Raw genomic sequence first — 26530 nt, 5'->3', positions numbered from 1 at the left:
CGCACACCGGCGGATTCCGCGCCGGCGCAAAACCCCCCATTCGGCGGTGCCGCGCACGCCCATTTGTGCGAGGCGCCACAGGAGCGGCAGCATGGAACCTGTGAGTGTCGCGCCAGTAGAAGTCGAGCGTCCCGAAGCGAGCGAAGCGCCTTTCGAGGTTCCCGCGCCGGACGTGCCGTGGGTGACCCTCGTCCACAACGACCCCGTCAACCTCATGAGCTACGTGACGTATGTCTTCCAGACCTACTTCGGGTACTCGAAGGGCAAGGCCAAGAAGCTGATGGAAGACGTCCATTACAAGGGCCGCGCCGTGGTGTCGAGCGGCACCCGCGAGGAGATGGAGCGCGACGTGCAGGCGATGCACGGATACGGTCTGTGGGCCACCTTGACGCAGGACCGCTGATGGGCCGCCGCGCCCGGGCGGGCTACTTCGAGCGGGTCCGCGGCGGCGGCGCCGCGATCGAGCTGGACACCGTGGAGATCTCCATCCTCCGCAGCCTCACCGCGCAGTTGCTCGAACTCGTCGGTCCGGGAAACCAGCCCGCCGAGGCCGACGACGACCCGCTGGCCGCGCTCTTCACCGAGGGCCCCAGCAAGCCCCCGGAGGACCCGGCGCTGGCCCGGCTCTTCCCGAGCGCGTACGAGGAGACCGCCGACGCCGCCGAATTCCGCCGCTTCACCGAGAACGACCTGCGCGCCCGCAAGCGCGAGGACGCCCTCGCCGTGCTGCGCGCGCTGGACGCGGGCGGCCCGCTGATCCGGCTCACCGCCGACGAGGCCCGCCAGTGGCTCGGCACGCTCAACGACCTGCGGCTGTCCATCGGCGCCCGGCTGGAGGTCAGCGAGGACGAGCGCAGCGAGCTGTACCACCTGCCGGACGAGGACCCGCGCAAGCCGCTGATGCTCGCCTTCCAGTGGTTCGGCCTGCTCCAGGAGACCCTGCTCGAAGCCCTCACCTGAGCCGCGCCCGACCGTCATCTCGGCCGCGCCCGGCCCTCACCTGAGCCGCGCCCGAGCCGCGCCCCACCCGCGCCCGAGCCGCGCCCCACCCGCGCCCGAGCCGTATCCGCCCCTCATCCGGCCCGCACCCGACCTGACGGACCGTCGGCCGCCGACGGGCGGCGCCGTACCGCACGTGGTACGAATCCGGCATGACGGACGTGACGGGTGGAACGGACGGGCAGGACGGGACGGGCGAGGCCCCGGCGGGAGACGAGGGGTACGCGCGCGGCCTCGGCAGCCGCCAGATCCAGATGATCGCCATCGGCGGCGCGATCGGCACCGGCCTCTTCCTCGGCGCGGGCCGCGCCATCCACCAGGCGGGCCCCGGCCTGGTCCTGATGTACGCCGTCGCGGGCGTCGCCATCTTCGTCATCATGCGGGCGCTGGGCGAACTCCTCACCTACCGCCCGGTGTCCGGCTCCTTCGCCGACTACGCCCGCGAATTCCTCGGCCCCTTCGCGGGCTTCGTCACCGGCTGGACGTACTGGCTGATGTGGGTGGTCACCGGCATGGCCGAGGTCACCGCCGCCGCCACCTACCTCGCGTACTGGTGGCCCTGGATCCCGCAGTGGACCGCCGCCCTCGGCTTCCTCGTCCTGCTCTTCGCCGCCAACCTGATCTCCGTGCGGCTCTTCGGCGAGGTCGAGTTCTGGCTGTCGATGGTGAAGGTCACCGCCATCGCGGGCATGATCCTCATCGGCGTCGGCGTCCTCACCCTCGGGGTGTCCGCGGCCGGTGACACCGCCTCGGTCGGCCACCTGTGGCGCGACGGCGGCGTCTTCCCCAACGGCGTCGGCTCCTCGCTGCTCACCCTCCAGATCGTCATGTTCGCCTACCTGGCCGTCGAACTCGTCGGCGTCACCGCGGGCGAGGCCGAGAACCCCCGCGAGACGCTGCCCAAGGCCATCAACACCCTTCCCTGGCGCATCGGCCTGTTCTACGTCGGCGCGCTCGCCGTCATCCTCTGCGTCGTCCCGTGGACCGAATTCCGGCCCGGCGTCAGCCCGTTCGTGGCCGCCTTCGCCCGGATCGGCATCCCCTTCGGCGCGGGCATCGTCAACTTCGTGGTGCTCACCGCCGCCCTGTCGTCCTGCAACTCCGGGATGTACTCCACCGGGCGCATGCTCCGCGACCTCGCCGTCAACGGCCAGGGCCCGCGGGTCTTCACCCGCCTCACCGCCCGCCGCACCCCGGCCACCGGCACCCTGGTCTCCGTCGCCCTGATGGGCACCGGCGTGTGGCTCAACTACGTCGACCCCGCAGGCGCGTTCACGTACATCACCGCCTTCGCGACCGTCGCCGCCGTCTGGACCTGGGGGGTGATCCTCGCCTCGCACATCCGCTACCGCGCCGCGGTCAAGGACGGGCGCGCGGCGGCGGCCTGGTTCACCGCGCCCGGCGGCGCCGTCGCCAGTTGGCTCGCGCTCGCCTTCCTCGTCCTGGTGCTGGTGCTGATCGGCGCCGACGCCGACGCCCGGATCTCGCTGTACGGCGTCCCGCTGTGGCTCGCGCTCCTGGCCGGCGGCTACGCGCTGCTCAAGCGCCGCAATCCGGCCGCCTTCGCCCGCAGGGCCCACCTGGCGCCCGCCCCCACCCCGGTGACCGTGACCACCGGGCCGTGAGCGCTGGGCCCCGGCCACCGGCCCGTGAGCGCGCAGCCCCTGTTATTTTTCCCGCATGCTCACCATCACCCAGGACCTGTACGACCGGATCGTCGCGCACGCCGAGGCCGACGCCCCCGATGAGGCGTGCGGGGTCGTCGCGGGCCCCGAGGGCAGCGACCGCCCCGAGCGGTTCGTGCCCATGCTGAACGCGGCCCGCTCACCCACCTTCTACGAGTTCGACTCGATGGAGCAGCTCCGGCTCGACAAGGAGATGCGGCAGCGCGGTGAGGAGCAGGTGGTGATCTACCACTCGCACACCGCGACCGAGGCGTACCCCTCCCGTACCGACATCTCGCTCGCCCAGGAACCGGGCGCGCACTACGTGCTGGTCTCGCTCGCGGAGGAGTTCCAGTTCCGCTCGTTCCGCATCGTGGACGGTGTCGTCACCGAAGAACCCGTACAGGTCGTGGACTCCTACGTCTGATGGTCCGGATCGTGGGACGGCCGTCTCGGCCCACCAGGGGGAATCGATACGATGACCCCATGGTTCTCTTCGACGTGAGTGACAAGGCGCCGGGCACGCTGCTCGTGGCGCGGCTGCACGTCGACCTGTGCCGCCGCACCAGTGCGGCGTGTCAGGGCGCCTGACCACCCGCGCCCGCTTCCGCACGCACCGCGCAAGACCGCTGAAGCACCGCAGCCCCGCCCCTGTCGTCGTCACCACGCACTCACTGGAGCGCAGTCATGGCCATCGAGGTCCGCATCCCGACCATCCTCCGCACCTACACCGACGGCGAGAAGGCCGTCGAAGGCGCCGGGACCACCTTGGACGAGCTGTTCACGGACCTCGACACCCGGCACGCGGGCCTGCGCGACCGCGTCGTGGACGGCGGCGAGCTGCGCCGCTTCGTGAACGTCTACCTCAACGACGAGGACGTCCGCTTCCTCGACGGCATCTCCACCAAGGTCGCCGACGGCGACAGCGTGACCATCCTCCCGGCAGTGGCCGGCGGCGCGCGCTGATGCGTTACGACAGTTCGCTGGCGGCGGTCGGCAACACCCCGCTGGTCCGCCTGCCGCGCCTGTCGCCGTCCGACGAGGTGAGCGTCTGGGCGAAGCTGGAGGACCGCAATCCGACCGGCTCGGTCAAGGACCGCCCGGCCCTGCACATGATCGAGCAGGCCGAGGCGGACGGCCGCCTCACCCCCGGCTGCACCATCCTGGAGCCCACCTCCGGCAACACCGGCATCTCGCTGGCCATGGCCGCCCGCCTCAAGGGCTACCGGATCGTCTGCGTCATGCCGGAGAACACCTCCTCCGAGCGGCGCGAGCTGCTCGCCATGTGGGGCGCGGAGATCATCTCCTCACCGGCCGCGGGCGGCTCCAACACCGCGGTCCGGGTCGCCAAGGAACTGGCTGCCGAGCACCCCGACTGGGTGATGCTCTACCAGTACGGCAACCCCGCCAACCCGGCCGCGCACTACGCCACCACCGGCCCGGAGATCCTCGCCGACCTCCCCACCATCACCCACTTCGTCGCCGGTCTCGGCACCACCGGCACCCTCATGGGCGTCGGCCGCTTCCTGCGCGAGAAGGTCCCCGGAGTCTCCGTCGTCGCCGCCGAGCCGCGCTACGACGACGTCGTCTACGGCCTGCGCAATCTCGACGAGGGCTTCGTGCCCGAGCTGTACGACGAGTCCGTGCTCACCACCCGCTTCTCCGTCGGCTCCGAGGACGCGGTCCGGCGCACCCGCGAACTCCTGTCGCAGGAAGGCATCTTCGCCGGGGTCTCCACCGGCGCCGCCCTGCACGCCGCCCTCGGCGTGGCCGCCAAGGCGCACCGCGCCGCCCAGCGCGCCGACATCGTCTTCATCGTCGCCGACGGCGGCTGGAAGTATCTCTCGACCGGCATCTACACCGCCGAGTCCACCGAGGCCGCCGTCGCGGCCCTGCACGGCCAGCTCTGGGCCTGACCGCTCGTCGGCCCGCCCGTCGGTCCGCCCGTCCGGCGTTCCAGGACACCCCCCGGTGCGCGGGGGCCCGCGTTGGTGTTCGGCAACCGGCCCCGAGGCCCCCCGTACTGGTGATTCCGCCCACAACGAGGTGCGGGAGAGGCGCGTGAGGACCCCCCGCGCCTTACCCTCTCAAGACATGGCGGACCGTCCCGCCAATCCCCCCACTCCAGCCGGAATGGGGTGATCTGTGGCGCGCCCACGGAGGTGTTTCCAGGAATGAAGCTCACCGTCGTCGGCTGCTCGGGGTCGTTCCCGTCCGCGGAATCGGCTTGTTCGAGCTACCTCGTCGAGGCCGACGGCTTCCGGCTGCTGATCGACATGGGCAACGGCGCCCTCGGCGAACTGCAGCGTCACTGCGGCCTGTACGACCTGGACGCCGTACTGCTCAGCCATCTGCACGCCGACCACTGCATCGACATGTGCGGCTACTTCGTGGCCCGCTACTACCGGCACGACGGCGGCCCCGCCGCCCCGATCCCGGTCTACGGCCCCGAGGGCACCGAGCGCCGTCTGAGCATCGCCTACGGCGACGTGCCGGACGAGAAGTGCATGAGCGAGGTCTTCGACTTCCGCACCCTGGAGCCCGGCGCCTTCCGCCTGGGCCCGTTCGGCATCACCACGGACCTGGTCAGCCACCCGGTCGAGGCGTACGGGTTCCGTATCGAGTACGAGGGCAGCACGCTGGCGTACTCCGGCGACACCGGCCCCTGCGCCGCCCTGGACGGGCTCGCGGACGGCGCCGACCTCTTCTTGTGCGAGGCGTCCTTCACGCACGGCAAGGAGGACATCCCCGAGCTGCACCTCAACGGCCGCGAGGCCGGGGAGGCCGCGGCCCGCGCCCGCGCCGGACGCCTGGTCCTCACCCACATCCCGCCGTGGACCAACCCCTCGGTCAACCTGCGTGACGCGAAGGCCGCCTTCGAAGGTCCGGTCGAACTCGCCGTCTCCGGCGCGGTCTACGAACTCTGACCGGAACGCGGACGGCGGGCCCGTAACCGTATCCGGTCCCGGACCCGCCGCGGGCGGCTGAACTGTCAGCGCGCGTACGTCACTTGGTGATGTCCTCGATCTCCTCCTCGGGCTCGCGGCCCGGGGTGGGGATGTTGAACTTGACGATCGCGAACCGGAAGACGAAGTAGTAGATCGCTCCGAAGACCAGGCCGATCGGGATGATCAGATACGGCTTGGTGGCGAGGTTCCAGTTCAGCGCGTAGTCGATGAAGCCCGCGGAGAAGGTGAAGCCCGCGTGCACGCCCAGCGCCCAGGTGATGGCCATCGACGCGGCGGTCAGCACGGCGTGGATCGCGTACAGCAGCGGCGCGATGAACATGAACGAGAACTCGATCGGCTCGGTGACACCGGTCACGAACGAGGTCAGGGCGAGCGAGAGCATCATGCCCATGACGGCCTTGCGGCGCTCGGGGCGCGCGGTGTGCGCCATGGCCAGCGCGGCGGCGGGCAGGCCGAACATCATGATCGGGAAGAAGCCCGCCATGAACTGGCCCGCGGTCGGGTCGTGGGCGAAGAACCGGGTCAGGTCGCCGTGCACGATCGTGCCGGAGGCGTCCTTGAAGTCGCCGATCTGGAACCAGGCGACGGAGTTCACGAACTGGTGCATGCCGACCGGGATCAGACCGCGGTTGATCAGGCCGAACAGGCCGGCGCCGACCGCGCCGAGGCCGGTCATCCACTCGCCGAAGTTGCTGATGCCCTCGCCGATCGGCTTCCAGACCAGGCCGAAGAAGACACCCATGCCGGTGCCGACGAAGGCCATGATGATCGGGACGAGACGGCGGCCGTTGAAGAAGCCGAGCCAGTCGACCAGCTTGGTGCGGTGGAAGCGCTGCCACAGCACGGCGGCCAGCAGACCCATCAGGATGCCGCCGAGGACACCGGGATTGTTGTACGTGGCCGCGACGTCGACGCCCTTGTTGGCGGTGGTGTTGACGACCGCGTCGGTGACCGGGAACGCCTGGAGGACCCGGCTGTAGACCAGGAAGCCGACCAGGGCGGCCAGCGCGGTGGAGCCGTCGGACTTCTTCGCGAAGCCGATGGCGACGCCTATGCAGAACAGCAGCGGCAGGTTGTCGAAGACCGCGCCGCCGGCCTCGGCGAAGACGGTCGCGACCTTGCCCCAGCCCAGGCCGTCGGCGCCGAAGACGTCGGGCTGGCCGAGCCGGAGCAGGATGCCCGCGGCCGGCAGGACGGCGATCGGGAGCTGGAGGCTCCGTCCCACCTTCTGCAGACCCTGGAACAGGCCGGAGCCCCGCTTCTTCGCGGGAGCCGCCGCGCCGGTGGCCGTACTCATCAGATTCCTCCTGGTGAGGCGGGCGCATGGAAGGGGACGGCCCGCCGCCGTGGTCTATACCACTCAGTGGTGTAGACCAGTTTTAACACGTGAGGGAGGCGTAAAGGAATCCATGATTCCGGATCGTTGCGTGTGCCGTGAGTCACACGCTGGGTGACATGACAAAAGCCCCCAAGCCCGGGGACTTGGGGGCTTTTACGACGCCGAATCGTTACTTTACGTTGCCCTGCTCCAGCTCGGCCTCGATCTCGTCCGGCTCCCGGCCCGGCGTCGCCAGGTTGAACTTCACGATCACGAAGCGGAAGAGCGCGTAGTAGACCACGGCGAAACACGCGCCGACGATCAGCAGCAGCCAGGGTTTGGTGGCCAGGTTCCAGTTCAGGCAGTAGTCGATCAGACCGGCCGAGAAGCTGAAGCCGTCCTTGGCGCCCAGCCCCCAGCAGACCGCCATCGAGACGCCGGTGAGCACCGCGTGGAAGGCGTACAGCAGCGGTGCGATGAACAGGAAGGAGTACTCGATCGGCTCGGTGATCCCGGTGACGAACGACGTCAGGCCGACCGAGAGCATCATGCCGCTGATCTCCTTGCGGCGGTGCGGCTTGGCGGTGTGCGCGATGGCCAGCGCGGCGGCGGGCAGCGCGAACATCATGATCGGGAAGAAGCCGGTCTGGAACTGCCCGGCCGTCGGGTCGCCCGCCAGGAAGCGCGGGATGTCGCCGTGCACGACCGTGCCGTCCGGCTTGGTGAAGTCGCCGAACTGGAACCACACGAAGGTGTTCAGGAACTGGTGCAGACCCACCGTGAGCAGCGCGCGGTTGGCGACACCGAAGATGCCCGAGCCGATGGCGCCGAGGTCCACCAGCCACTTGCTGAAGCTGGTCAGTGCGTCGCCGATCGGCGGCCAGACCCAGGTGCAGATCACCGCGAAGACGATCGCGACCCCGGCCATCATGATCGGCACCAGGCGGCGGCCGTTGAAGAAGCCGAGCCAGTCGACCAGCTTGGTGCGGTGGAAGCGCTGCCAGAAGTACGCGGTCAGCAGCCCGAGCACGATGCCGCCGAAGACACCGGGGTTCTGGTACGTGGCCGCCGCCGCCGTACCGTCCTTGGCGATGCACGCGCCGGCCGACAGTACGGTGTCGGGACCGCAGTCCTTGGGGAACTGGTGCAGCACGCCGTTGTAGACCAGGAAACCGGCCACCGCGGCGAGCGCGGTCGAGCCGTCGGACTTCTTGGCCATGCCGATGGCCACACCCACGCAGAACAGCAGCGGCAGACCGATCGAGCCGTCCAGCAGCGCGCCGCCCGCGCCGACGAAGACCCTGGCCACCCGGTCCCAGCCGAGGCCGTCGGAGCCGAAGACGTCCGGCTGGCCCAGCCGGTTCAAGATGCCCGCGGCGGGCAGGACGGCGATCGGCAGCTGGAGGCTGCGGCCCATCTTCTGGAGCCCTTGGAACAGCACGCTCAACCAGGGTTTGCGGGGCGCCGCTGACGCGGTGGCCGAACTCATTCGGTGTCCTCCCTGACTGCTGCCTGCGGGCGTTCGCGTACAGTGGCCGTACATTGGTTTAGACCACTTGCGCACAGGCGACGCCCGTCCGGCAGGGGGGCGCCGCTGAGCGCCATGGTGGTCCACCCGGGGGTCAACCGCCCGTGAAGTTGGGCCAACCGTGCGTTACCGTGACATATCGGACTCACGGTGGGTCAGGGAAACAGGAGACAAGAGATGGCCAGCAAGGCTGAGAAGATCGTCGCCGGTCTCGGCGGACTCGACAACATCGAAGAGGTCGAGGGCTGCATCACCCGGCTGCGCACCGAGGTACGGGACCCCTCCCTCGTCGACGAAGCCGCCCTCAAGGCGGCGGGCGCCCACGGCGTCGTCAAAATGGGCACCGCCATCCAGGTCGTCATCGGCACCGACGCGGACCCGATCGCGGCGGACATCGAAGACATGATGTGACGCGGCGCCCGCGCTGAACGTCCGAGGACCGCGTCACTCCCGTGGCGCGGTCCTCCCCGTTCCCGCCGACGGCCGCGGTCGGACCCCCGGCGGCTTCCGGAACGCCCGTGACGACCGCGACCACCCGGTCCTGCGCGGCGGCCTCACCCGGATAGGCTCACGCGCATGTCACGATTCGACGGCCGCACCCCTGACCAGCTCCGCCCCGTCACCATCGAGCGCGCGTGGAGCAAGCACGCCGAGGGCTCCGTCCTCGTCTCCTTCGGCGACACCCGCGTGCTCTGCACCGCCAGCGCCACCCAAGGCGTACCCCGCTGGCGCAAAGGCAGCGGCGAAGGCTGGGTCACCGCCGAATACTCCATGCTCCCGCGCGCCACCAACACCCGCGGCGACCGCGAGTCCGTCCGCGGCAAGATCGGCGGCCGCACCCACGAGATCTCCCGCCTGATCGGCCGCTCCCTGCGCGCCGTCATCGACTACAAAGCCCTCGGCGAGAACACCGTCGTCCTCGACTGCGACGTCCTCCAGGCCGACGGCGGCACCCGCACCGCCGCCATCACCGGCGCCTACGTCGCCCTCGCCGACGCCGTCACCTGGATGCAGACCAACCGCCTCATCCGCGCCAAGGCCCAGCCCCTCACCGGCACCGTCGCCGCCGTCAGCGTCGGCATCGTCGACGGCGTCCCCCTCCTCGACCTCGCCTACGAAGAAGACGTCAAGGCCGAAACCGACATGAATGTCGTCTGCACCGGCGACGGCCGCTTCGTCGAGGTCCAGGGCACCGCCGAAGGCCAGCCCTTCGACCGGGCCGAACTCGACGCCCTCCTCGCCCTCGCCGTCAACGGCTGCGCCGACCTCACCGCCGCCCAGCAAGCCGCCCTGGCGGCCACCGCCTGACGCGTGTACACGCCGCGGTGTACACTGCACGCATGACCGACATCGTCACCGTCAGAGAAGCGCGTGCGAACCTCGCCGAGGCGATCGACAAGGCCGTTGCGGGTGAGGCGACCGTCATCACCCGCAACGGTCAGCCCGCCGCGGCCTTGATCCCCATCGCCGACTACGACGCGCTGGAAGACGCGGCCGACGAACTGCTGGCCCGCGAAGCCGCTGAGCACCTGGACGAGCCGACCGTATCGATGTCCGAGGTGCTGGCTGACCTGTTCCAGGAAGGCACGCCTGCCGCGTGAAGTACGCACTGCGCTTCACGGTGTCAGCCCAGCGGCAACTCCGCGCGATCGACCGCACAGCCGCGATGACCATCCTCACCGCTCTCACGCCACTCGGCGACGATCCCTACCGTGCCGACGTGAACGTCAAGAAACACACGGGCCGGCACGATCTTTACCGCCTGAGGGTCGGCGATTTCCGGATCGCCTACCAGGTCGACGACGGCCAACTGGTCGTCCTCGTGGTCCGAGTCGGCCACCGCAGAGACGTCTACCGCAACTTGTAGATAATTCCCCCATGACCCGCCGCCTCGTACTCGCCACCCGCAACGCACACAAGGTCACCGAACTCCACGCGATCCTCGCCGACAGCGGCCTGGACGTGGACCTCGTCGGAGCCGACGCCTACCCCGAGATCCCCGACGTCAGGGAAACCGGCGTCACCTTCGCCGAGAACGCCCTGCTCAAGGCGAGGGCGCTGGCGGCCGGCACCGGACTGCCCGCCGTCGCCGACGACTCAGGACTCTGCGTCGACGTACTCGGCGGTGCCCCCGGCATCTTCTCCGCCCGCTGGGCGGGCAAGCACGGCGACGACGCGGCCAACCTCGACCTGCTCCTCGCCCAGCTCGGCGACATCGACACCCCCCACCGCGCCGCCCACTTCACCTGCGCCGCCGCCCTCGCCCTCCCCGACGGCACCACCCGCGTCGTCGAAGGCCGCCTCCGCGGCACCCTGCGCACCACCCCCGCCGGCACCAACGGCTTCGGCTACGACCCCATCCTCCAGCCCGACGGCTCCACCCTCACCTGCGCCGAACTCACCCCCGCGGAGAAGAACGCCATCAGCCACCGCGGCCAAGCCTTCCGCGCCCTGACCCCCCTGATCGCCGAGCTCCTGGCCTGACCCCGCGCATGGCAATGGCCTGCGACTCGACCTTTGAATCGCAGGCCATACATGGTGCGGCCGGTGGGATTCGAACCCACACGGGATTTCTCCCACTGGGATCTAAACCCAGCTCGGCTGCCTGTTACGACACGGCCGCGTGCAACCTCACCATGATATCGACCCGGTGTCGTATGCGGTACGTGGTCCCACCCGCCCCTGCGTACGTGGTCACGTCAGATGGAGAGGTCCTTGAGGAGTTTGGCGACGTGGCCGGTGGCCTTGACGTTGTAGAAGGCGTGGGCGACTTTGCCGGATTCGTCGACGATGACGGTGGAGCGGATGACGCCGGTGACGGTCTTGCCGTAGAGCTTCTTCTCCCCGAAGGCGCCGTAGGAGGTGAGGACGGCCTTGTCGGGGTCGGCCACCAGGGTGACCTTGAGGGATTCCTTCTCGCGGAATTTGGCGAGCTTTTCCGGCTTGTCGGGGGAGACGCCGATGACGTCGTATCCGGCGGAGGCGAGGACGTCGAGATTGTCGGTGAAGTCGCACGCCTGCTTGGTGCAGCCGGGGGTGAGAGCGGCCGGGTAGAAGTAGACGATGACCTTGCGGCCGCGGTGGTCGGCGAGGGAGACGGGCTTGCCGTCGGCGTCCGGAAGGGTGAAGTCGGGGGCGGTGTCGCCGGGGGCCAGGCGCTCGGACATGGGGGAAACTCCTTGTGCAATGGGGCGCATTCGGGGGTGCCGACGGGGCGCGGGCCGCGTCGTACTGACAGACTGTCCGAACGCTACCGAATCAGGCGATGGAGGAACCGCGGTGTCGGAAGGGTCGGAAGTCAGGACGGCCGCCCAGATCGAGGCGGAGATCACCCGCAGGCGGCAGGATCTGGCGTCGACGCTGGACGAGATCGCGGTACGGGTGCACCCGGTGACGATTGTCCGGGACACCAAGGCCAAGGCCGTTTCCGCGGTGGACCGCAGTGTCGGGCAGGCGTTTGTGGCGGCGAACCGCGCGGTCGGCAGGACGCGTGCGCACTTCGTCGACGAGAAGGGCGCGCCCCGGCCCGAGCGGGTCATTCCGGCGGCGGTCGCCGGGGTGGCGCTGGTCGCCGCGGTGGCCGGTCTCACGGTGTGGCGGCGCCGCCGGTAACGTCGTGGCCGTGAGTTCGAAGAGTTCGAAGAGCGAGCAGCACGACAAGCTGCCCATCCGTATGCTGCACGACCGCGTTCTGGTGCGCCAGGACAGCGGTGAGGGCGAACGCCGCAGTGGCGGCGGGATTCTGATTCCGGCGACCGCGGCCGTCGGTAAGCGCCTGGCGTGGGCCGAGGTCGTGGCCGTCGGGCAGAATGTGCGGACCGTCGAGGTCGGCGACCGGGTGCTGTACGACCCGGAGGACCGGGCCGAGGTCGAGGTGCGCGGGGTCGCGTACGTCCTGATGCGGGAGCGCGATCTGCACGCGGTCGCCGCCGAGCGGCTCCAGGGCTCGGAGGATTCCACCGGGCTGTATCTCTGAGACCGGTGGATTACGGAATCCCTGAGGCCGGTGGACTACCGGAATCCCCGAGACCGGTGGTTCCCGGGGGCCGGGCCGCTGAGGCCCCTGCCCGCAGCCCGGCCCCCGCACGTGCCGGGCCCCCGCGCCGGGCCCCCTCACCCGCCCGGTGAACTGTTCCCGTCCGGCCCCGCCGTACCGCTCCCGCCACCGCCGCCACTGCTCCCGCCGCCCGGACTCGTCCCGCCCGTCACCCCGCCGATCGGGTTGAACGTGTCGGACGGGGTCGGCTCGGTGGTCGGGGGCTGCGTCGTGGGCGGTTCGGTGGTCGGGGGCTGCGTGGTGGGCGGCACGGTGGTCGTCGGGGGAGGGGTGGTCGGCGGCTCGGACGTGGGCGGCGTCGACGTCGGGGTGTCGGTCGGGCTCGCGGTGGTCGCCGGCGGCTGCGTGGGCAGGCCGCTCTGCACGTCCAGCGAGAAGTTCTGCTTGGGCACGCCCTTGAGCGCCGCCGCCGTGTAGTCGGCCCACACCGAGCCGGGCGGCCCGCCGCCGTTGATCCGCGGCAGATTCATCGCGCCGTACAGCTTCTCCTGTTTGCCGTTGTCCGGGTTCATGCCCAACACGGCGACCACGGTGGCGAGTTTGGGCGTGTAGCCGGCGAACCAGGCGGCGATGTCGTCGTCCGCCGTACCGGTCTTGGCGGCCGACGGCCAGCCGGAGTCCTGGGCGACGGTCGCGGTCGCGCCGGGGCTGTCGACGACGCTGCGCAGGATGGACGTCGTGGTGTCGGCGGCCTGGCGGGGCACGGACTGGACGGCGTCCCGCTTGGGCAGGCTCACGTCGTTGCCGTCCTTGGTGATCTTCAGGACGAGCGAGTACGGGATCTCCTTGCCGTGGTTGGCGAGCGTGGCGTACATCTGCGCCATGTCCAGCGGGCTGGCCCCGAAGGCGCCGAGCGCCATCGCGGGTGTCTCGGGGATCTTGACGTCGTCGGGCATGCCCAGGTCGTGCGCGGTGTCGATCACCTTGCGGGTGCCGACGTCCTGCGCCATCTGCGCGAAGACGGCGTTGACGGACTTGTCCATGGCGCGGGTGACGGTGATGTCGGGGTAGGACCCCTGGTCCTCGTTCTCCGGCTTGTAGCCGGTGGGCCCGTCGGGGCCGACCACCTCGCGCTTGTTGGTGCCGTCGTAGACCGTCTTGGGGGTGATCGGCTCCTTGTCCTGCGTCGAGGACTCGTGCTGGACGGCGGAGGCGAAGATCACCGGCTTGAAGGTCGAGCCGGGCGGATACGTGGCGTTGGTGGCGCTGCTGACGTACTGCTTGGTGTAGTCGATGCCGCCGTAGAGGGCGACGACGTTGCCGGTGGCCGGGTCGATGGAGGCGCCGCCCGCGCGTACGTACTTGTCGACGGTCTTGTGGCCGAGCTGGTCGTAGATGTTCCTCTGGGCGGCGCCGACGAAGGCGTCTTCCTTGGGCTTCTGGATCGTGGTGACGATGCGGTAGCCGCCCAGGCGCAGGGTGTCGGCGTCGACGATGTGGTTGTCGGAGAGATAGCGGTTGACGGCTTCGATGATGTAGCCGCGCTGTCCCGCCTTGCTGGCGACGGGCTTGGGCTTGTCGATGCCGGGGAAGACCGTCGCGTTGCGCTCGGACTGGCTGAGCCAGCCCTCCTTGACCATGCCGTCCAGTACGTAGTTCCAACGGCCTTTCGCCGCCGGGGCGTTCTCCGGGTGGGCGACCAGGTCGTATTCGCTGGGCGCGTTCAACAGCGTTGCCAGATAGGCGCCTTGAGCGGTCGTCAATTCGCTGGCGTTGACGCCGAAGTACGCCTGGGAGGCGGCCTGGATGCCGTACGCGTTGCGCCCGTAGTAGCTGGTGTTGAGATAGCCCTCGAGGATCTGGTCCTTGGTCTCGTTGCGGTCCAGCTTGATGGCGATGAAGAATTCCTTGACCTTGCGGACCGCGGTCTGCGACTGGTTCAGGTAGTAGTTCTTCACGTACTGCTGGGTGATGGTGGAGCCGGATTGCCTGCCCTTGCCGGTGGCGGTGTTCCAGGCGGCGCGGAGCATGGCCTTGGGGCTGACGGCGGACTCGTGGTAGAAATTCCGGTCCTCCGCGGAGAGCACGGCGTGCTGCGCGGTCTTGGCGACGCCGCTGAGGGTGACGTTCTCACGGTTGATCGCGCCGTCGCGGGCGATCTCCGTCTTGCCGTCGGCGTACACGTACACATTGCTCTGCGCGGTGGCGGCGGCGTTCGGGTCGGGGATGGAGACCAGCGCGTAGCCGAGGAAGAAGCCGCCGATGAGGACGATCAGGACGGCGAGTACGCCGCCGGTGACCATGCGCCAGGTCGGCAGCAGCCGGCGCAGGCCGGTACGGCGCGGTCGTCCCCTGCGGTCGGTGGGCGTCGGGCGCGGTCCCCAGCCCTGCCCGCCGGTCATGCCCGCTCGCCCGTCGTCGGTTTCGGCTCGTGGCTCATATCTGTTGGGACTCCTCCGCCGCTGCCGGGGTTGGTCCGCGGCGGAACATGATGGACCAATCGTTACGTACGCTTACGTAGGCCGCCGCCGAACACTGTCGCACCATTAGCCCGCCGGGGTTCAACGCCGCGCATCCGTGACAGGGCTGTGACAGGCCGGACGGCGCACGCGTGTCACCCGTTGGGGTGGGCCTCCGGGGTGCGGAACGCCACGAAGAAAACCGGTGGTGGGTGGGGTTCGCCGCGTACTAGGCTCGCCGACTTGCGTCTTTTTCGGGGGTGAGTGAGTGATGGGCGGCTTCTACGGGGCCGTGGTGGTGCGCGGTTTCCGGCGTTACGCCACCTACCGGACGGCGACCGCGGCGGGTGTCTTCACCAATACGGTCTTCGGTTTCATTGTCGCCTACAGCTATGTGGCGCTGTGGGGTCAGCGCCCGCACCTCGGCGGCTACACCGAGGCGCAGGCGCTGACGTACGTCTGGATCGGGCAGGCGCTGCTCCAGACGATGGCGTTGATGGGCGGCGGTTTCGAGGACGAGCTGATGGAGCGGATCAGGTCGGGTGACATCGCGGTGGATCTGTACCGCCCGGCCGACCTCCAGGGGTGGTGGCTGGCGGCGGATCTGGGCCGGGCCTCTTTCCAGCTGATGGGGCGCGGTGTGATGCCGATGGTGTGCGGGGCGCTGGCGTTCGATCTGGCGCTGCCGACGCGGCCGGTGACCTGGCTGCTGTTCCTGGTGTCGGTGGCGCTGGGGGTGGTGGTGAGTTTCGCGGTGCGGTTCCTGGTGGCGCTGAGCGCTTTCTGGCTGCTGGACGGGGCCGGCGTCAGCCAGGTCGCCTTCCTGGCCGGGCTGTTCTTCTCCGGGATGCTGCTGCCGCTGACCGTCTTCCCGGGCTGGCTCGGCACGCTGGCGCGGTCGATGCCGTGGGCGGCGATGCTCCAGGTGCCCGCCGATGTGCTGCTGGAGCGGCACCGGGGGACGGACGCGCTGCTCGCGCTGGCCTTCCAGGCGGGCTGGGCGGCGGCGCTGCTGCTGACCGGCCGGGCGTTGCAGGCCGTCGCGGCGCGCAGGGTGGTGGTGCAGGGTGGCTGAGGAATCCACGGTCCGAGACGGCGCCGAGCGCGCCGAGGGCCCGGGCCCTCAGCGTCTCGGGGGCTCCCAGGGCTTCGGGGGCTTCGGCTCCGTCGAATCGGTCAGGGCCGCCGACCCGTACGACACCGCCGGCGGCGCGTGGTTCACCGTCCGTGAGACGTGGCGGACGTACCGGCTGATCGTCGGCATGTGGGTGCGGTCCACGATGGCGTACCGGACGTCCTTCGTCCTCACCGCGTTCGGCAACTTCGCCGCCACCGGCCTGGACTTCGTGACGATCCTGCTGATGTTCTCGCACATCACCGTGCTCGGCGGCTTCACCCTCGCCGAGGTGGCGTTCCTGTACGGCACCACGAGCACGTCCTTCGGCATCGCCGATCTGGTACTGGGCTCCATGGACCGGCTCGGCCGCCGGATCAGGGACGGCACGCTCGACACGCTGCTGCTGCGCCCGGTGCCGGTGCTCGCGCAGGTCGCCGCCGACCGGTTCGCGCTGCGCAGGCTGGGCCGGATCACCCAGGGCCTGATCGTGCTCGGCTGGGCGGTCGCGCACGCGGACATCGACTGGTCGCCGGTCACCGTCCTGCTGCTGCCCGTGACGGTGCTGTCGGGCGCGGTCATCTTCTGCGCGGTGTACGTGGCGGGCGGCGCCTTCCAGTTCTGGGCGGGTGACGCCTCCGAGGTGCAGAATTCGGTGACCTACGGCGGCAACACGATGCTCCAGTACCCGCCGGGCATCTTCGCCCGCGACCTCGTGCGCGGCGTCACCTTCGTGGTGCCGCTCGCCTTCGTCAACTGGCTGCCCGCCCTGCGCATCCTCGGCGAACCCGACCCGCTCGGCCTGCCCGGCTGGGTCGACTTCGCCTCCCCGCTGGTCGCGGCGCTCTGCTGCGGCCTGGCCGGGCTCGCCTGGCGCGCGGCCCTTCGTACGTACCGCAGCACAGGGAGTTGAGACGGCCGTGATCGAGCAACGCGCAGGAGCAACCGGAGCAACCGGAGCAACGGGAGCCACGGGAACGGGAGCCACCGGAGCCGGCGCCACAGGTGCCGGGGGCGAGCCGGGACCCGGCACAGACACCGTGATCGCGCTGGACGGCGTCGAGAAGGTCTTCGACGTACGCCGTAAAGCGGGCGCGCTGCGCAGGGTGCGCAGCCAGGTGCGGGCGGTGGACGGGATCTCCTTCACCGTGCCGCGCGGCGAGATCGTCGGCTACATCGGGCCCAACGGCGCGGGGAAGTCCACGACGATCAAGATGCTCACCGGCATCCTCAACCCCAGCGGCGGCCGGATTCGGATCTGCGGCCTGGACCCGACGCGCGACCGTACCCGGCTGGCGCGCAGGATCGGTGTCGTCTTCGGCCAGCGCACCACGCTCTGGTGGGACCTGCCGCTGCGCGACTCGTACCAACTGGTCCGCCGCATGTACCGGATCGACGACGCCCGTTACACCCGCAATCTCGCGGCCTGCGTCGAACTCCTCGACCTGGGGCCGCTGTTGGACGTGCCCGTGCGCCAACTCTCGCTGGGGCAGCGGATGCGCGGCGACATCGCGGCGGCGCTGCTGCACGATCCCGAGGTGCTGTACCTGGACGAGCCGACGATCGGGCTCGACGTGATCAGCAAGTCCAAGGTGCGCGACTTCCTGCGCACGGTGAACGCCGAACGCGGCACGACGGTGCTGCTCACCACGCACGACCTCACCGACATCGAGCAGTTGTGCCGCCGGGTGATGGTGATCGACCACGGCCGCCTGATGTACGACGGGGACCTCGGCGGGCTGCACGCGGTCGGGGAGAGCGAGCGGACCCTCGTGGCGGACTTCGCCCGCGAGCTGCCCCCGGTCCAGGTCGAGGGCGCCCGCTGCGTCAAGGTCGAGGGCCCCCGCCAGTGGCTGGCCTTCCCCGCGCAGGCCAGCGCCGCCCCGCTGGTCGCCGCGGTCGCCGCCGACTACCCGCTGGTGGACCTGTCGGTCCGGGAACCGGCCATCGAGGACGTCATCGCCCGGATGTACGGCGCGGACCGCACATGAACGGACCGCCCCTGACAGGCGCACCAGAACGGACCGCCTCCGACTAGGCGCACCTGACGGACCGCACCCGACGGGCCGGGGCGCGGACGACCGCGAGGCCGTACGCGCCCCGGCCGACGATTCGGCCGACGATTCGGCTACGGCCGTGCCGGGACGTGGTCGTGCGGATACTCCTCGGCGCGGTGCTGGAAGGCCAGCACCTTGGGGTTCTGCACGGTCCCGCCGCGGATCTCGATCGCCCGCCGCAGGGTGTCGTCCGCGTCCCAGCCCGCCGGGCCCTCCAGGACGCGCCGCAGATACGGCAGCAGCGCCTCGCTGATCTCCCAGGTGGCCGAGTTCCACAGGTACGACGGGCTGTGGTCGACGCCGTAGTACTGGACGTGGTCGCCGACGGTGAACATCGGATCGGCGAAGGTGGTGGGCCTGGCCCACGCGAAGCCCATGCCCTCGTCGCAGGACACGTCGATGATCAGCGTGCCGGGCGCGAGGCTGGGCAGGTCGTCCTCTATCAGGAACATCAGCGGCGCGTCGGTGTCCTGGAGCACGCAGTTGACGATGATGTCGTGCCCGGCGAGGAATTCGGCCAGCGGCTGCGGGCCGTCCTCGGTCAGGACGACGCTGCGCCGCGGGTCGAGGGTGTCGTCGGCCTCGTCGTGGTCGAAGTGCACGATCCGCGCGGAGTGGATGGGCGAGCTGACGGCCGTCACACCGCGGGCGGTGAGCACGTCCACATCGTGTACGCCCAGCGCGCCGAGCGCGGTGACCGCGCCGCGGGCGGTCGCGCCGAAGCCGATCACGACCGCGCGCTGCCGCCGCCCGTAGTCACCGGTGATCCCGGTGAGCTGCATGGCGTGCAGCACCGAGGAGTATCCGGCCAGCTCGTTGTTCTTGTGGAAGACGTGCAGGTTGAACGAGCCGTTGCGGTGCCAGTGGTTCATCGCCTCGAAGGCGATCAGGGTCAGCCGCCGGTCGATCGCGGCCTGGGTGACCTTCTCGTCCTGCACGCAGTGCGGCCAGCCCCACAGGACCTGGCCCTCGCGCAGTTCCGCCAGATCCTCGTGGAGCGGCTTGGCCAGCAGGACGACGTCGCACTCGGCGATCAGTTCCTCGCGCCGCCGGAAACCGGCGACGAGCGGCGCGAGCTGTTCGTCCGGCACACCGAAGTGCTCGCCGTAACCGGTCTGGAGATAGATGCTGCCGAGCAGGTCGGCGTCGATGCGTTCGAAGTGGGCCGGATGGATGGGCAGACGGTGCTCGTTCTCCTTGCGCGTCTGCGCCATGATGCCGAGCGTGAGGTGCGGCTGCTGCGGGTTCTGCCTGTGCTGCTTGAGCTGCTGCAAAATGCCCCTTTGGTTACTCCCTGTGTAGCACACGGGGAGTGGGCGCGACGCCCCCCGCGTCAGGGGCGACACGGGCGACGCGGGGGACGTTGGGGGGACAACCGCTGTGGGCGACACGCGTTGGCGGGGCCGCCCGCCGCCGGATCAGCGCAGCGACGTCAGGGCCGCGCGGACGCGGTCGACGGCCGCGAGCCGGGTGGAGGCGTGCGCGGACAGCCGTACCGAGTCCGTACGGACCGACGGCGTGACCCCGTGCGCGTGCAGGGCCTGCGCGACGTGCCGCGGGTCGGTGCCGGGCAGCCGGAAGGAGACGATCCCGGCCCGCTCGGCCGGATCGGCGGGGGACAGGACCTCGCCGCCGCAGGACCGGACGGCGTCGATCAACTGCCCGACCCGCGCGCGGATGTGCGCCTCGACGGCCGGTACGCCGACGCCTTCCACCAGCTCCAGCGCCGCGGCCAGCGCGGCGGCCGTGACCGGGCTCAGATTGGTGGTGCTCCAGCGCTGGGCGCCGGGCGCGGGCGGGTGCTCGACGTCGTCGAAGACGCCCGCGTCCTCGACGCCGGTCCAGCCGCCGAGCGTCGGCTCCAGACGGTCGAGCGCCAGGTCGGAGAGGATTCCGAAGCCGGTCGCCCAGCTCGCCCGCAGCCACTTCTGGCCGCCCGCGACCACCACATCCGCCGCCGCCCACGGCAGATCCGCCACCCCGAAGCCCTGGATGGCGTCCACCACCAGCAGCCGGTCCGGGCCGATCACCTCGCGCAGCGCCGCCAGATCCGCCCGGTAGCCGGTACGGAAGTCCACGGCGCTGACCGACACGGCCACGACGTCGTCGGTCAGGGCCGCCCGTACGGCGTCCGCGGTGATCCGCCCCCGCGCGTCCGGCTCCAGCACGCGCGGTACGGCACGGCCCAGCTCCGCGCTGCGCCGCCACGGGTAGTGGTTGGCGGGGAACTCGCCCGCGGGCACCAGCACCGTGCCCGCCGGGAGGCCGAAGGCCGCGTGGAACAGGCCGGTCGAGGTGTTCGGCAGCAGCACCGTGTGCGCCGCGTCGGTGCCCGCCAGCCGGGCGGCGGCCTCCCGCGCCCTGGGCTCGGCGCGCATCAGGTCGTTCACCGTGTCCTGGTCGGCGTGGGCCGACCTCTCCAGCGCCTCGGCCGTCGCGGTCAGCACGTCCCGCGAGGGCGGACCGTAACGGGCGAAGTCCAGATAGCCCTCCGGCTCCTCGAAGTGCTCGGCGTAACCGGGCAGCCCTCCGGTGGCGTGCGGCGCTGTCATCGCGGTGTGCTCCCTTGTCGCTGTCTGTCGCTCGTACGTGGCGGTGCCGTGCGGGGGTATGCGTGCGTCGTGGGCCCCGACCGGCGCCGGGAGGCACCGGGAACCCGCCGTTCGTTCCCCCATTGTCGGCGCGGGGGGAAAGCGCCGGCACGACGGGTACGAGCGCGCGGACGAGGAGGCGCACGGGAGCGGGAAGCGGGAGCGGGCACGGGAGCGCGTACGGGAGCGCGTACGGGCAGGCGTACCGGAGCGCGTAGGAGCAGGCGTACGTGCGCGCGTACGACAAGGATCACCGGGCCGTGACGGCCGCGGGCGGCGACAATACCCGGGTGGACACGCGGGCGGAGCGGGAGCGGATGGAAACGGCGAGCACGGGCGACGGGACCGGTACGGGCGGGGCGGCGGGGGCGGGCAGTGCGGCCCCGGCGGCCAACGGCGCACGGCCGGAAGCAGGCGGACGGATCGCGCTCGGGCCCGAGGCCGGGGACGCTGTGCCTACGGCCGGCGGCTCGGGCCCCGGCGGCGCGTCCCGGAACGGCTCCGGCGGCGGGGGTCACGGCGGCTCCGGCGGCTCGGGCTCCGGCTCCGGGCCCGGCTCCGCCCCGCGCGGGCGGCCCTCACCGCGCGGCGGACTGGCCGACGCGCCCGGCGGCGCCGCGGCCGAGGAGGAGCGCCGCAGGGGCCTGCGCCGGATGAAGCTGATCGCGACCGGCTTCCTGCTCGTCGCGACCGTCGTCTACGCGCTCGCGAAGTGGGCGGACTCGCGGGGCGCGGGCGGCTGGGCCGGTTACGTGGCCGCCGCCGCGGAGGCGGGCATGGTCGGCGCGCTCGCCGACTGGTTCGCGGTCACCGCGCTCTTCCGCCGCCCGCTGGGCCTGCCGATCCCGCACACCGCGATCATCCCGACCAAGAAGGACGCCCTCGGCGCCAGCCTCGGCGACTTCGTCGGCGAGAACTTCCTGTCGGCCGAGGTCGTCCGCACCCGGCTGCGGGCGGTCGGCATCGGCACCCGGCTCGGCGGCTGGCTGTCGGAGCCCGCCAACGCCGACAAGGTCACCGAGCAGGCCGCCGCCGCGCTGCGCGGCATGTTCACGGTGCTGCGCGACTCCGACGTGCAGGCCGTGGTCAGCGAGGCGATCACCCGGCGCGCGGAGGCCCAGGAGGTCGCGCCGGGGCTCGGCAAGATGCTGGAGCGGATCGTCGCCGACGGCGGCCACCGCCGCATGGTCGACCTGGTCTGCGTCCGCGCCCACGACTGGCTGGTCGAGCACGGCGACTCCGTCATGGACGCGGTGCAGGGCGGCGCCCCCGGCTGGACCCCGCGCTTCGTGGACCGCAAGGTCGGCGAGCGGGTCTACAAGGAACTGCTGCGCTTCGTCACCGAGATGCGCGATTCCCCCGGCCACCCGGCGCGCGGCGCCGTCGACCGCTTCCTCGGCGACTTCGCCGTCGAGCTCCAGGCGGACCCGGACACCCGCGCCCGCGTCGAGCGGCTGAAGAGGGACCTGCTGGCGCGCGGCGAGGTGCAGGACCTCATCGCGTCCGCGTGGAGCGCGGTGCGCACGATGATGGTCGCCGCCGCCGAGGACGAGCGCAGCGAGCTGCGGATGCGCGCCCGCGCCTCCCTGCTGTCGCTCGGCCGCAAGCTGGCCACCGACCCACGGCTCCAGGAGAAGGTCGACGTCTGGCTGGAGGACGCCGCCACGTATCTCGTGACCACCTACCGCGACGAGATCACCTCGCTGATCTCCGAGACCGTCGCGGGTTGGGACGCCGACCAGACCTCCCGCAAGATCGAGAACCACGTCGGCCGCGACCTCCAGTTCATCCGGATCAACGGCACCGTCGTCGGCGCCCTCGCGGGCCTGGCCATCTTCGCCATCTCCCGCCTCGCGGGGGGCTGACGGGCGGCGCCGTACCGCCGTATCGTTGCCGATGTGACGGTTCGTCAGATACGGCACGGTCGGCGTGATTCGACGTCCAGGCGGGGGTCGGGCCCGCCCCGGCGGCGGCGCGTCGTCGCCTACGGGCGCGGCTACGGCCGCCGCTACGGGCAGGCGTACGGCCCCGGTTACGGCCGCGGGCCCCGTCCGCGGCGCTCGCTGACCGGGCGACTGCTGTGGGCGGCGGCCGAACTGGCCATGACCGCAGGGGTACTCGTACTCCTGCTCGTCGTCCACCAGTTGTGGTGGACCAACGTGCAGGCGCACGCGGCGGCCCGGCGCGAAGTCGCCGCGTTGGAACGGAGTTGGGGCACGCCGTCGCCCTCTCCCGTGGCACCCTCGCCTGGGACCGGTGCGCCGAGTGACGATCCGGCCGTCACGCCGAGCGGCCCGGCCCCGTCCGCCTCCGCGCCGCCGCCCTCCTCGAAGGGCGGCACCCGCGATCTGGCCTTCGCCGTCATCCGCATTCCCCGGATCGGGATCACCGCGCCGATCGCCGAGGGCACCAGCAAGTCCGCGATCCTCAACCACGGTTACGTCGGCCACTACCCCGGCACCGCGGGGCCCGGCGCCACCGGCAACTTCGCCCTCGCCGGGCACCGCAACACCCACGGCGAGCCGTTCCGCTACATCAACCGGCTCCGCGTCGGCGACACCGTCGAGGTCGAGACGGCCGCCTACCGCTACACCTACGTGATCCGCGAAGTCCTTCCCGAGACGTATGCCTCCGACGGCACCGTCATCGCGCCCATTCCCTACAGCTCCGTCCACGCCTCCGCCCGTATGCGCGGGGTCGCGCACTACATCACGCTCACCACCTGCACTCCCGAATTCACCTCCCGCTACCGCCTCATCCTCTGGGGCACCCTCCAATCCACCGCTCCCCGCTGAGAGGGCGCCCCTCTCCGGGGCCCGGCCCCGTGCGGTTCTCCTGCCAGGGCGGCTGGCCGACCTTTTCAGGGGCGCTGGGGGCACCTCCCAGCGGTAGCTGGGGGAGGAACTGCGCGCTCAGCCCGCGCGGTGGCGCGCCTTTGAGAACCGGCCCCCGTGGGGCAGATGCTGGGTGCTTTCGGGCTGACCGCCCGGTGGGGGCTGGTCGCGCAGTTCCCGCGCCCCTCAAAAGATCGGCGTGCCGTCAGGCGCAAAAGGCGCCGTCCTGGGTGGCTGTCCCACGGGGTGGGCCGGGGGTTGCGCGGGCCGGGGGCGGAGTTGGAGGATCGGACAAGACATCCGATGACCGTTCCCGCCGGGTGCCAACCGATGACCGAGCCCCGGCCCGGGGCAGGTCGCCCAGAGGCGACCGGAAAAAAATGGGAGTACCCAAGTGAAGCTGCTGCGAGTCGGCCCCGCCGGGGCGGAGCGCCCGGCCCTGCTCGACGGAGACGGTGTCCTGCGTGACCTGAGCGGTCTGGTGACCGACATCGACGGGAAGCTCCTCGCCGATTCGGCGACGCTCACCGCGGTGGCCGAGGCCGCGACCGACGGCTCGCTCCCGTCGCTCGACCCGTCGCTGCGGGTCGGCCCGCCGCTGTCCCGGATAGGCAAGATCGTCTGCATCGGGCTCAACTACCACGACCACGCGGCCGAGACCGGCGCACAGGCGCCGGGCGAGCCCGTCGTGTTCATGAAGGCCCCGGACACCGTCGTCGGCCCCGACGACACGGTGCTGGTGCCGCGCGGCAGCGAAAAGACCGACTGGGAAGTGGAGTTGGCCGTCGTCATCGGCCGCGAACTGCGCTACGCCGCCTCGCACGAGGAGGCGCTGGCCGCCGTCGCGGGCTACACCATCGCGCACGACGTCTCCGAGCGCGCGTTCCAGATCGAGCGCGGCGGCCAGTGGGACAAGGGCAAGAACTGCGAGACCTTCAACCCTCTCGGCCCCTGGCTCGTCACCGCCGACGAGGTCCCCGACCCGCAGGCCCTGCGCCTCCGACTCTGGGTCAACGGCGAGCTGAAGCAGGACGGCTCCACCGCGAGCCAGATCTTCCCCGTCGCCGAAGTCGTCCGCTACCTCAGCCACTTCATGACGCTCTACCCCGGCGACGTCATCAACACCGGCACCCCCGCCGGTGTGGCGATGGGCCAGCCCGAACCCAAGCCGTACCTCCGGCCCGGCGACGTCGTCGAGCTGAGCATCGACGGACTCGGCACGCAGCGCCAGCAGTTCAAGTCCGCCTGACCGCCTGCGGCGCGCCGCCTCGTACGACCGTGAGCCCCGCCGGTGCCCAGCGCACCCGCGGGGCTCATCGCGAGCGGGCGCCGGGGCGCTCCCCGGAAACGACGACGGCCCCTCGTGAGGGGCCGTATCTCGTGCCGGACGGAGAGGAAAACCTACCTCTCGCCACTCCTAAGGTATAGCGCAAGGGGGGCCTTGCGGCAAGGGGCCCCTGGGGTCGCACAATGGGCGGCCGGAGGCCAGAGGTGCGGTGAATCTGGCGGAATGCACGGCTTTGTGGACGGGGACATCAGATGGTGGACGTGACCGTCGTCGGCAGTGGGCCGACGGGGTTGATGCTGGCGAGCGAGCTGCGGTTGCAGGGCGTGGACGTGGTGGTGCTGGACCGGGCGGCGGAGCCGACGTCGTTGGTGCGGGCGCTGGGGCTGCACGCGCGGAGCATCGAGATCATGGACCAGCGCGGGCTGCTGGAGCGGTTCCTGGCGCTGGGGACGCAGCACCGGGTCGGGGGATTCTTCGGGGGGATCGGCACGGAGTGGCCGCAGCGGCTGGATACGGCACACGGATATGTGCTGGGCATCTTCCAGACGGTCACCGAACGGCTGCTGACCGAGCACGCGCTGGAACTGGGCGTGGAGTTCAGGCGCGGCTGCGAGGTCGTGGGGCTGAGCCAGGACGACGAGGGAGTGACGGCGGAGCTGGCGGACGGGTCGCGGCTGCGGTCGCGGTACCTCGTGGGGTGCGACGGCGGCCGGAGCACGGTGCGCAAGCTGCTCGGCATCGGATTCCCGGGGGAGCCGAGCAGAGTGGAGACGCTGATCGGCGAGATGGAACTGGATGTCGACCAGGAGACGCTGGCGGCCGTGACGGCCGAGGTGCGCAAGACCGAGAAGCGCTTCGGGGCGATGCCGCTCGGGGACGGGACGTACCGGGTGGTCGTGCCCGCGAAGGGCGTCTCCGAGGACCGGGCGGTCCCGCCGACGCTGCAGGACTTCAAGGAGCGGCTGACAGCGTTCGGCGGCACCGACTTCGGCGTGCACTCACCGCGCTCGCTGTCGCGGTTCGGCGACACGACCCGCCTGGCGGACAGCTACCGCGTGGGCCGGGCGCTGCTGGCGGGGGACGCGGCGCACATCCACCCGCCGACCGGCGGCCAGGGCCTCAACCTCGGCGTGCAGGACGCGTTCAACCTCGGCTGGAAGCTGGCCGCCGCCGTCAACGGCTGGGCCCCTGAAGGGCTGTTGGACACCTACGAGACCGAACGCCGCCCGGTGGCCGCCGCCGTACTGGACAACACCCGCGCCCAGATGGAGCTGATGTCCACGGAGCCGGGAGCCATGGCGGTGCGCCGACTGCTGTCGGAGCTGGCCGAGTTCGAGAACGTCAACACGCATCTGATCGAGAAGATCACCGCGATCGCCATCCGTTACGACGTCGGCGAGGGGCACGAACTGCTCGGCCGGCGCCTGCGCGACGTGGAGTTGAAGCGCGGCCACCTGTACGGCCTGATGCACCAGGGGCGCGGTCTGCTGCTCGACCGGACCGGCGCGCTCTCGGTCGACGGGTGGGCCGACCGGGTCGACCACGTGGTCGACATCAGCGAGGAACTGGACGTCCCCGCCGTCCTGTTGCGCCCGGACGGCCATGTCGTGTGGGTCGGCGAGGACCAGGCGGACCTGCGCGCCCTGATGCCGAAGTGGTTCGGCGCCCCCGCCGACTGAGCGATCACGGCGACCATCAGGCCCACGGCCACC

At 70.9% G+C, this 26530-nt stretch carries 28 protein-coding genes and 1 tRNA gene; 22 read left to right on the top strand and 7 right to left on the bottom strand.

The features are described 5' to 3' along the window. Positions 1–91 precede the first annotated feature (91 nt). The 8 genes from clpS to ACFZBB_RS03455 all read left to right on the top strand — a co-directional run bounded on the left by clpS (position 92) and on the right by ACFZBB_RS03455 (position 5590). Positions 92–403: an ATP-dependent Clp protease adapter ClpS gene (gene clpS, locus ACFZBB_RS03490; protein WP_188282151.1), complete on the top strand. Its 312-nt coding sequence runs from the start codon at positions 92–94 to the stop codon at positions 401–403. Next, positions 403–960 carry a DUF2017 family protein gene (locus ACFZBB_RS03485; protein ID WP_391117526.1) on the top strand — a complete coding sequence of 186 codons (558 nt, stop codon included), beginning with the start codon at positions 403–405 and terminating at the stop codon, positions 958–960. Before clpS ends, ACFZBB_RS03485 begins: the two co-directional genes overlap by 1 nt. A 191-nt stretch (positions 961–1151) precedes the next feature. Continuing rightward, positions 1152–2624: an amino acid permease gene (locus ACFZBB_RS03480; RefSeq protein WP_391117295.1), complete on the top strand. Its 1473-nt coding sequence runs from the start codon at positions 1152–1154 to the stop codon at positions 2622–2624. A gap of 55 nt (positions 2625–2679) precedes the next feature. Continuing rightward, the gene (locus ACFZBB_RS03475) at positions 2680–3090 is read left to right on the top strand and encodes a Mov34/MPN/PAD-1 family protein (protein ID WP_391117293.1); all 411 of its coding nucleotides are present in this window, start codon (positions 2680–2682) and stop codon (positions 3088–3090) included. Positions 3091–3149: 59 nt separating this feature from the next. Then, positions 3150–3254: a putative leader peptide gene (locus ACFZBB_RS03470; RefSeq protein ID WP_317452711.1), complete on the top strand. Its 105-nt coding sequence runs from the start codon at positions 3150–3152 to the stop codon at positions 3252–3254. Between the two features lie 96 nt (positions 3255–3350). Beyond that, positions 3351–3629, top strand: a complete 279-nt coding sequence (locus ACFZBB_RS03465; RefSeq protein WP_391117290.1) for a MoaD/ThiS family protein — start codon at positions 3351–3353, stop codon at positions 3627–3629. Continuing rightward, positions 3629–4579: a cysteine synthase gene (locus ACFZBB_RS03460; RefSeq protein WP_355343092.1), complete on the top strand. Its 951-nt coding sequence runs from the start codon at positions 3629–3631 to the stop codon at positions 4577–4579. Before ACFZBB_RS03465 ends, ACFZBB_RS03460 begins: the two co-directional genes overlap by 1 nt. A gap of 258 nt (positions 4580–4837) precedes the next feature. Further along, complete coding sequence (locus ACFZBB_RS03455) at positions 4838–5590, top strand: MBL fold metallo-hydrolase (RefSeq protein WP_188282156.1); 753 nt, start codon at positions 4838–4840, stop codon at positions 5588–5590. 79 nt (positions 5591–5669) lie between these two features. Here the strand turns inward: ACFZBB_RS03455 and ACFZBB_RS03450 are convergent, their stop codons facing one another. Together ACFZBB_RS03450 and ACFZBB_RS03445 are read right to left on the bottom strand one after the other, a co-directional pair. Further along, positions 5670–6929, bottom strand: a complete 1260-nt coding sequence (locus tag ACFZBB_RS03450) for a PTS transporter subunit EIIC (protein WP_391117287.1) — start codon at positions 6927–6929, stop codon at positions 5670–5672. A gap of 211 nt (positions 6930–7140) precedes the next feature. Beyond that, a complete protein-coding gene (locus ACFZBB_RS03445) occupies positions 7141–8439 on the bottom strand; it encodes a PTS transporter subunit EIIC (protein ID WP_391117284.1) in 1299 nt (432 codons plus the stop codon). 216 nt (positions 8440–8655) lie between these two features. On the opposite strand from ACFZBB_RS03445, the gene ACFZBB_RS03440 reads away from it, so the two are divergent. The 5 genes from ACFZBB_RS03440 (at position 8656) to rdgB (ending at position 10962) form a co-directional block, all read left to right on the top strand. Further along, a complete protein-coding gene (locus tag ACFZBB_RS03440) occupies positions 8656–8889 on the top strand; it encodes a glucose PTS transporter subunit EIIB (protein WP_188282159.1) in 234 nt (77 codons plus the stop codon). A 165-nt stretch (positions 8890–9054) separates the two neighbouring features. Further along, a complete protein-coding gene (gene rph, locus ACFZBB_RS03435; RefSeq protein ID WP_355343104.1) occupies positions 9055–9786 on the top strand; it encodes a ribonuclease PH in 732 nt (243 codons plus the stop codon). 32 nt (positions 9787–9818) lie between these two features. Next, positions 9819–10079: a type II toxin-antitoxin system prevent-host-death family antitoxin gene (locus tag ACFZBB_RS03430; protein WP_391117282.1), complete on the top strand. Its 261-nt coding sequence runs from the start codon at positions 9819–9821 to the stop codon at positions 10077–10079. After that, complete coding sequence (locus tag ACFZBB_RS03425; RefSeq protein ID WP_391117280.1) at positions 10076–10345, top strand: type II toxin-antitoxin system RelE/ParE family toxin; 270 nt, start codon at positions 10076–10078, stop codon at positions 10343–10345. Before ACFZBB_RS03430 ends, ACFZBB_RS03425 begins: the two co-directional genes overlap by 4 nt. A gap of 11 nt (positions 10346–10356) precedes the next feature. Continuing rightward, positions 10357–10962, top strand: coding sequence for an RdgB/HAM1 family non-canonical purine NTP pyrophosphatase (gene rdgB, locus ACFZBB_RS03420; protein ID WP_391117278.1), 606 nt, complete (start codon positions 10357–10359; stop codon positions 10960–10962). A 52-nt stretch (positions 10963–11014) separates the two neighbouring features. Here rdgB and ACFZBB_RS03415 read toward each other — a convergent pair. Both ACFZBB_RS03415 and bcp read right to left on the bottom strand, forming a co-directional pair. Further along, positions 11015–11101 (bottom strand) — tRNA-Leu (locus tag ACFZBB_RS03415). Positions 11102–11177: 76 nt separating this feature from the next. Next, positions 11178–11645: a thioredoxin-dependent thiol peroxidase gene (gene bcp, locus ACFZBB_RS03410; RefSeq protein WP_391117276.1), complete on the bottom strand. Its 468-nt coding sequence runs from the start codon at positions 11643–11645 to the stop codon at positions 11178–11180. Positions 11646–11757: 112 nt separating this feature from the next. Between bcp and ACFZBB_RS03405 the strand changes: the two genes are divergently transcribed. Beyond that, complete coding sequence (locus ACFZBB_RS03405) at positions 11758–12090, top strand: DUF3618 domain-containing protein (RefSeq protein ID WP_355343113.1); 333 nt, start codon at positions 11758–11760, stop codon at positions 12088–12090. A gap of 61 nt (positions 12091–12151) precedes the next feature. Continuing rightward, positions 12152–12454, top strand: a complete 303-nt coding sequence (locus tag ACFZBB_RS03400; protein ID WP_188282170.1) for a co-chaperone GroES — start codon at positions 12152–12154, stop codon at positions 12452–12454. Between the two features lie 137 nt (positions 12455–12591). Here the strand turns inward: ACFZBB_RS03400 and ACFZBB_RS03395 are convergent, their stop codons facing one another. Continuing rightward, positions 12592–14877 carry a transglycosylase domain-containing protein gene (locus tag ACFZBB_RS03395; protein WP_391117274.1) on the bottom strand — a complete coding sequence of 762 codons (2286 nt, stop codon included), beginning with the start codon at positions 14875–14877 and terminating at the stop codon, positions 12592–12594. Between the two features lie 328 nt (positions 14878–15205). Here ACFZBB_RS03395 and ACFZBB_RS03390 point away from each other — a divergent pair, with 328 nt between their 5' ends. The 3 genes from ACFZBB_RS03390 to ACFZBB_RS03380 all read left to right on the top strand — a co-directional run bounded on the left by ACFZBB_RS03390 (position 15206) and on the right by ACFZBB_RS03380 (position 18039). Further along, a complete protein-coding gene (locus ACFZBB_RS03390; RefSeq protein WP_355343119.1) occupies positions 15206–16009 on the top strand; it encodes an ABC-2 family transporter protein in 804 nt (267 codons plus the stop codon). Positions 16010–16196: 187 nt separating this feature from the next. After that, positions 16197–16961, top strand: coding sequence for an ABC-2 family transporter protein (locus tag ACFZBB_RS03385; protein WP_391117524.1), 765 nt, complete (start codon positions 16197–16199; stop codon positions 16959–16961). A gap of 127 nt (positions 16962–17088) precedes the next feature. After that, the gene (locus tag ACFZBB_RS03380) at positions 17089–18039 is read left to right on the top strand and encodes an ATP-binding cassette domain-containing protein (protein WP_391117272.1); all 951 of its coding nucleotides are present in this window, start codon (positions 17089–17091) and stop codon (positions 18037–18039) included. A gap of 137 nt (positions 18040–18176) precedes the next feature. Here ACFZBB_RS03380 and ACFZBB_RS03375 read toward each other — a convergent pair whose 3' ends face one another. Together ACFZBB_RS03375 and ACFZBB_RS03370 are read right to left on the bottom strand one after the other, a co-directional pair. After that, positions 18177–19319, bottom strand: coding sequence for a N(5)-(carboxyethyl)ornithine synthase (locus tag ACFZBB_RS03375; protein WP_391117522.1), 1143 nt, complete (start codon positions 19317–19319; stop codon positions 18177–18179). Positions 19320–19523: 204 nt separating this feature from the next. After that, positions 19524–20657: an aminotransferase class V-fold PLP-dependent enzyme gene (locus ACFZBB_RS03370; RefSeq protein WP_391117270.1), complete on the bottom strand. Its 1134-nt coding sequence runs from the start codon at positions 20655–20657 to the stop codon at positions 19524–19526. A 356-nt stretch (positions 20658–21013) separates the two neighbouring features. Here ACFZBB_RS03370 and ACFZBB_RS03365 point away from each other — a divergent pair, with 356 nt between their 5' ends. From ACFZBB_RS03365 to rox, 4 genes are all read left to right on the top strand, one after another. After that, positions 21014–22561: a DUF445 family protein gene (locus ACFZBB_RS03365; RefSeq protein ID WP_391117520.1), complete on the top strand. Its 1548-nt coding sequence runs from the start codon at positions 21014–21016 to the stop codon at positions 22559–22561. Positions 22562–22594: 33 nt separating this feature from the next. Continuing rightward, on the top strand, positions 22595–23491 hold the full coding sequence (locus tag ACFZBB_RS03360; RefSeq protein WP_391117268.1) for a class E sortase: 897 nt from the start codon (positions 22595–22597) through the stop codon (positions 23489–23491). A gap of 433 nt (positions 23492–23924) precedes the next feature. After that, the gene (locus ACFZBB_RS03355; RefSeq protein WP_391117266.1) at positions 23925–24779 is read left to right on the top strand and encodes a fumarylacetoacetate hydrolase family protein; all 855 of its coding nucleotides are present in this window, start codon (positions 23925–23927) and stop codon (positions 24777–24779) included. A 290-nt stretch (positions 24780–25069) separates the two neighbouring features. After that, the gene (rox, locus tag ACFZBB_RS03350) at positions 25070–26497 is read left to right on the top strand and encodes a rifampin monooxygenase (RefSeq protein WP_391117264.1); all 1428 of its coding nucleotides are present in this window, start codon (positions 25070–25072) and stop codon (positions 26495–26497) included. The last annotated feature ends 33 nt before the right edge of the window (positions 26498–26530 follow it).

The sequence above is a fragment of the Streptomyces sp. NPDC008139 genome, from assembly GCF_042957025.1.
In the GTDB taxonomy this organism is placed as follows: Bacteria; Actinomycetota; Actinomycetes; order Streptomycetales; family Streptomycetaceae; genus Actinacidiphila.
Note: the sequence above shows the minus strand (reverse complement) of the source record. Positions and strands in the feature narration are given on the sequence as shown.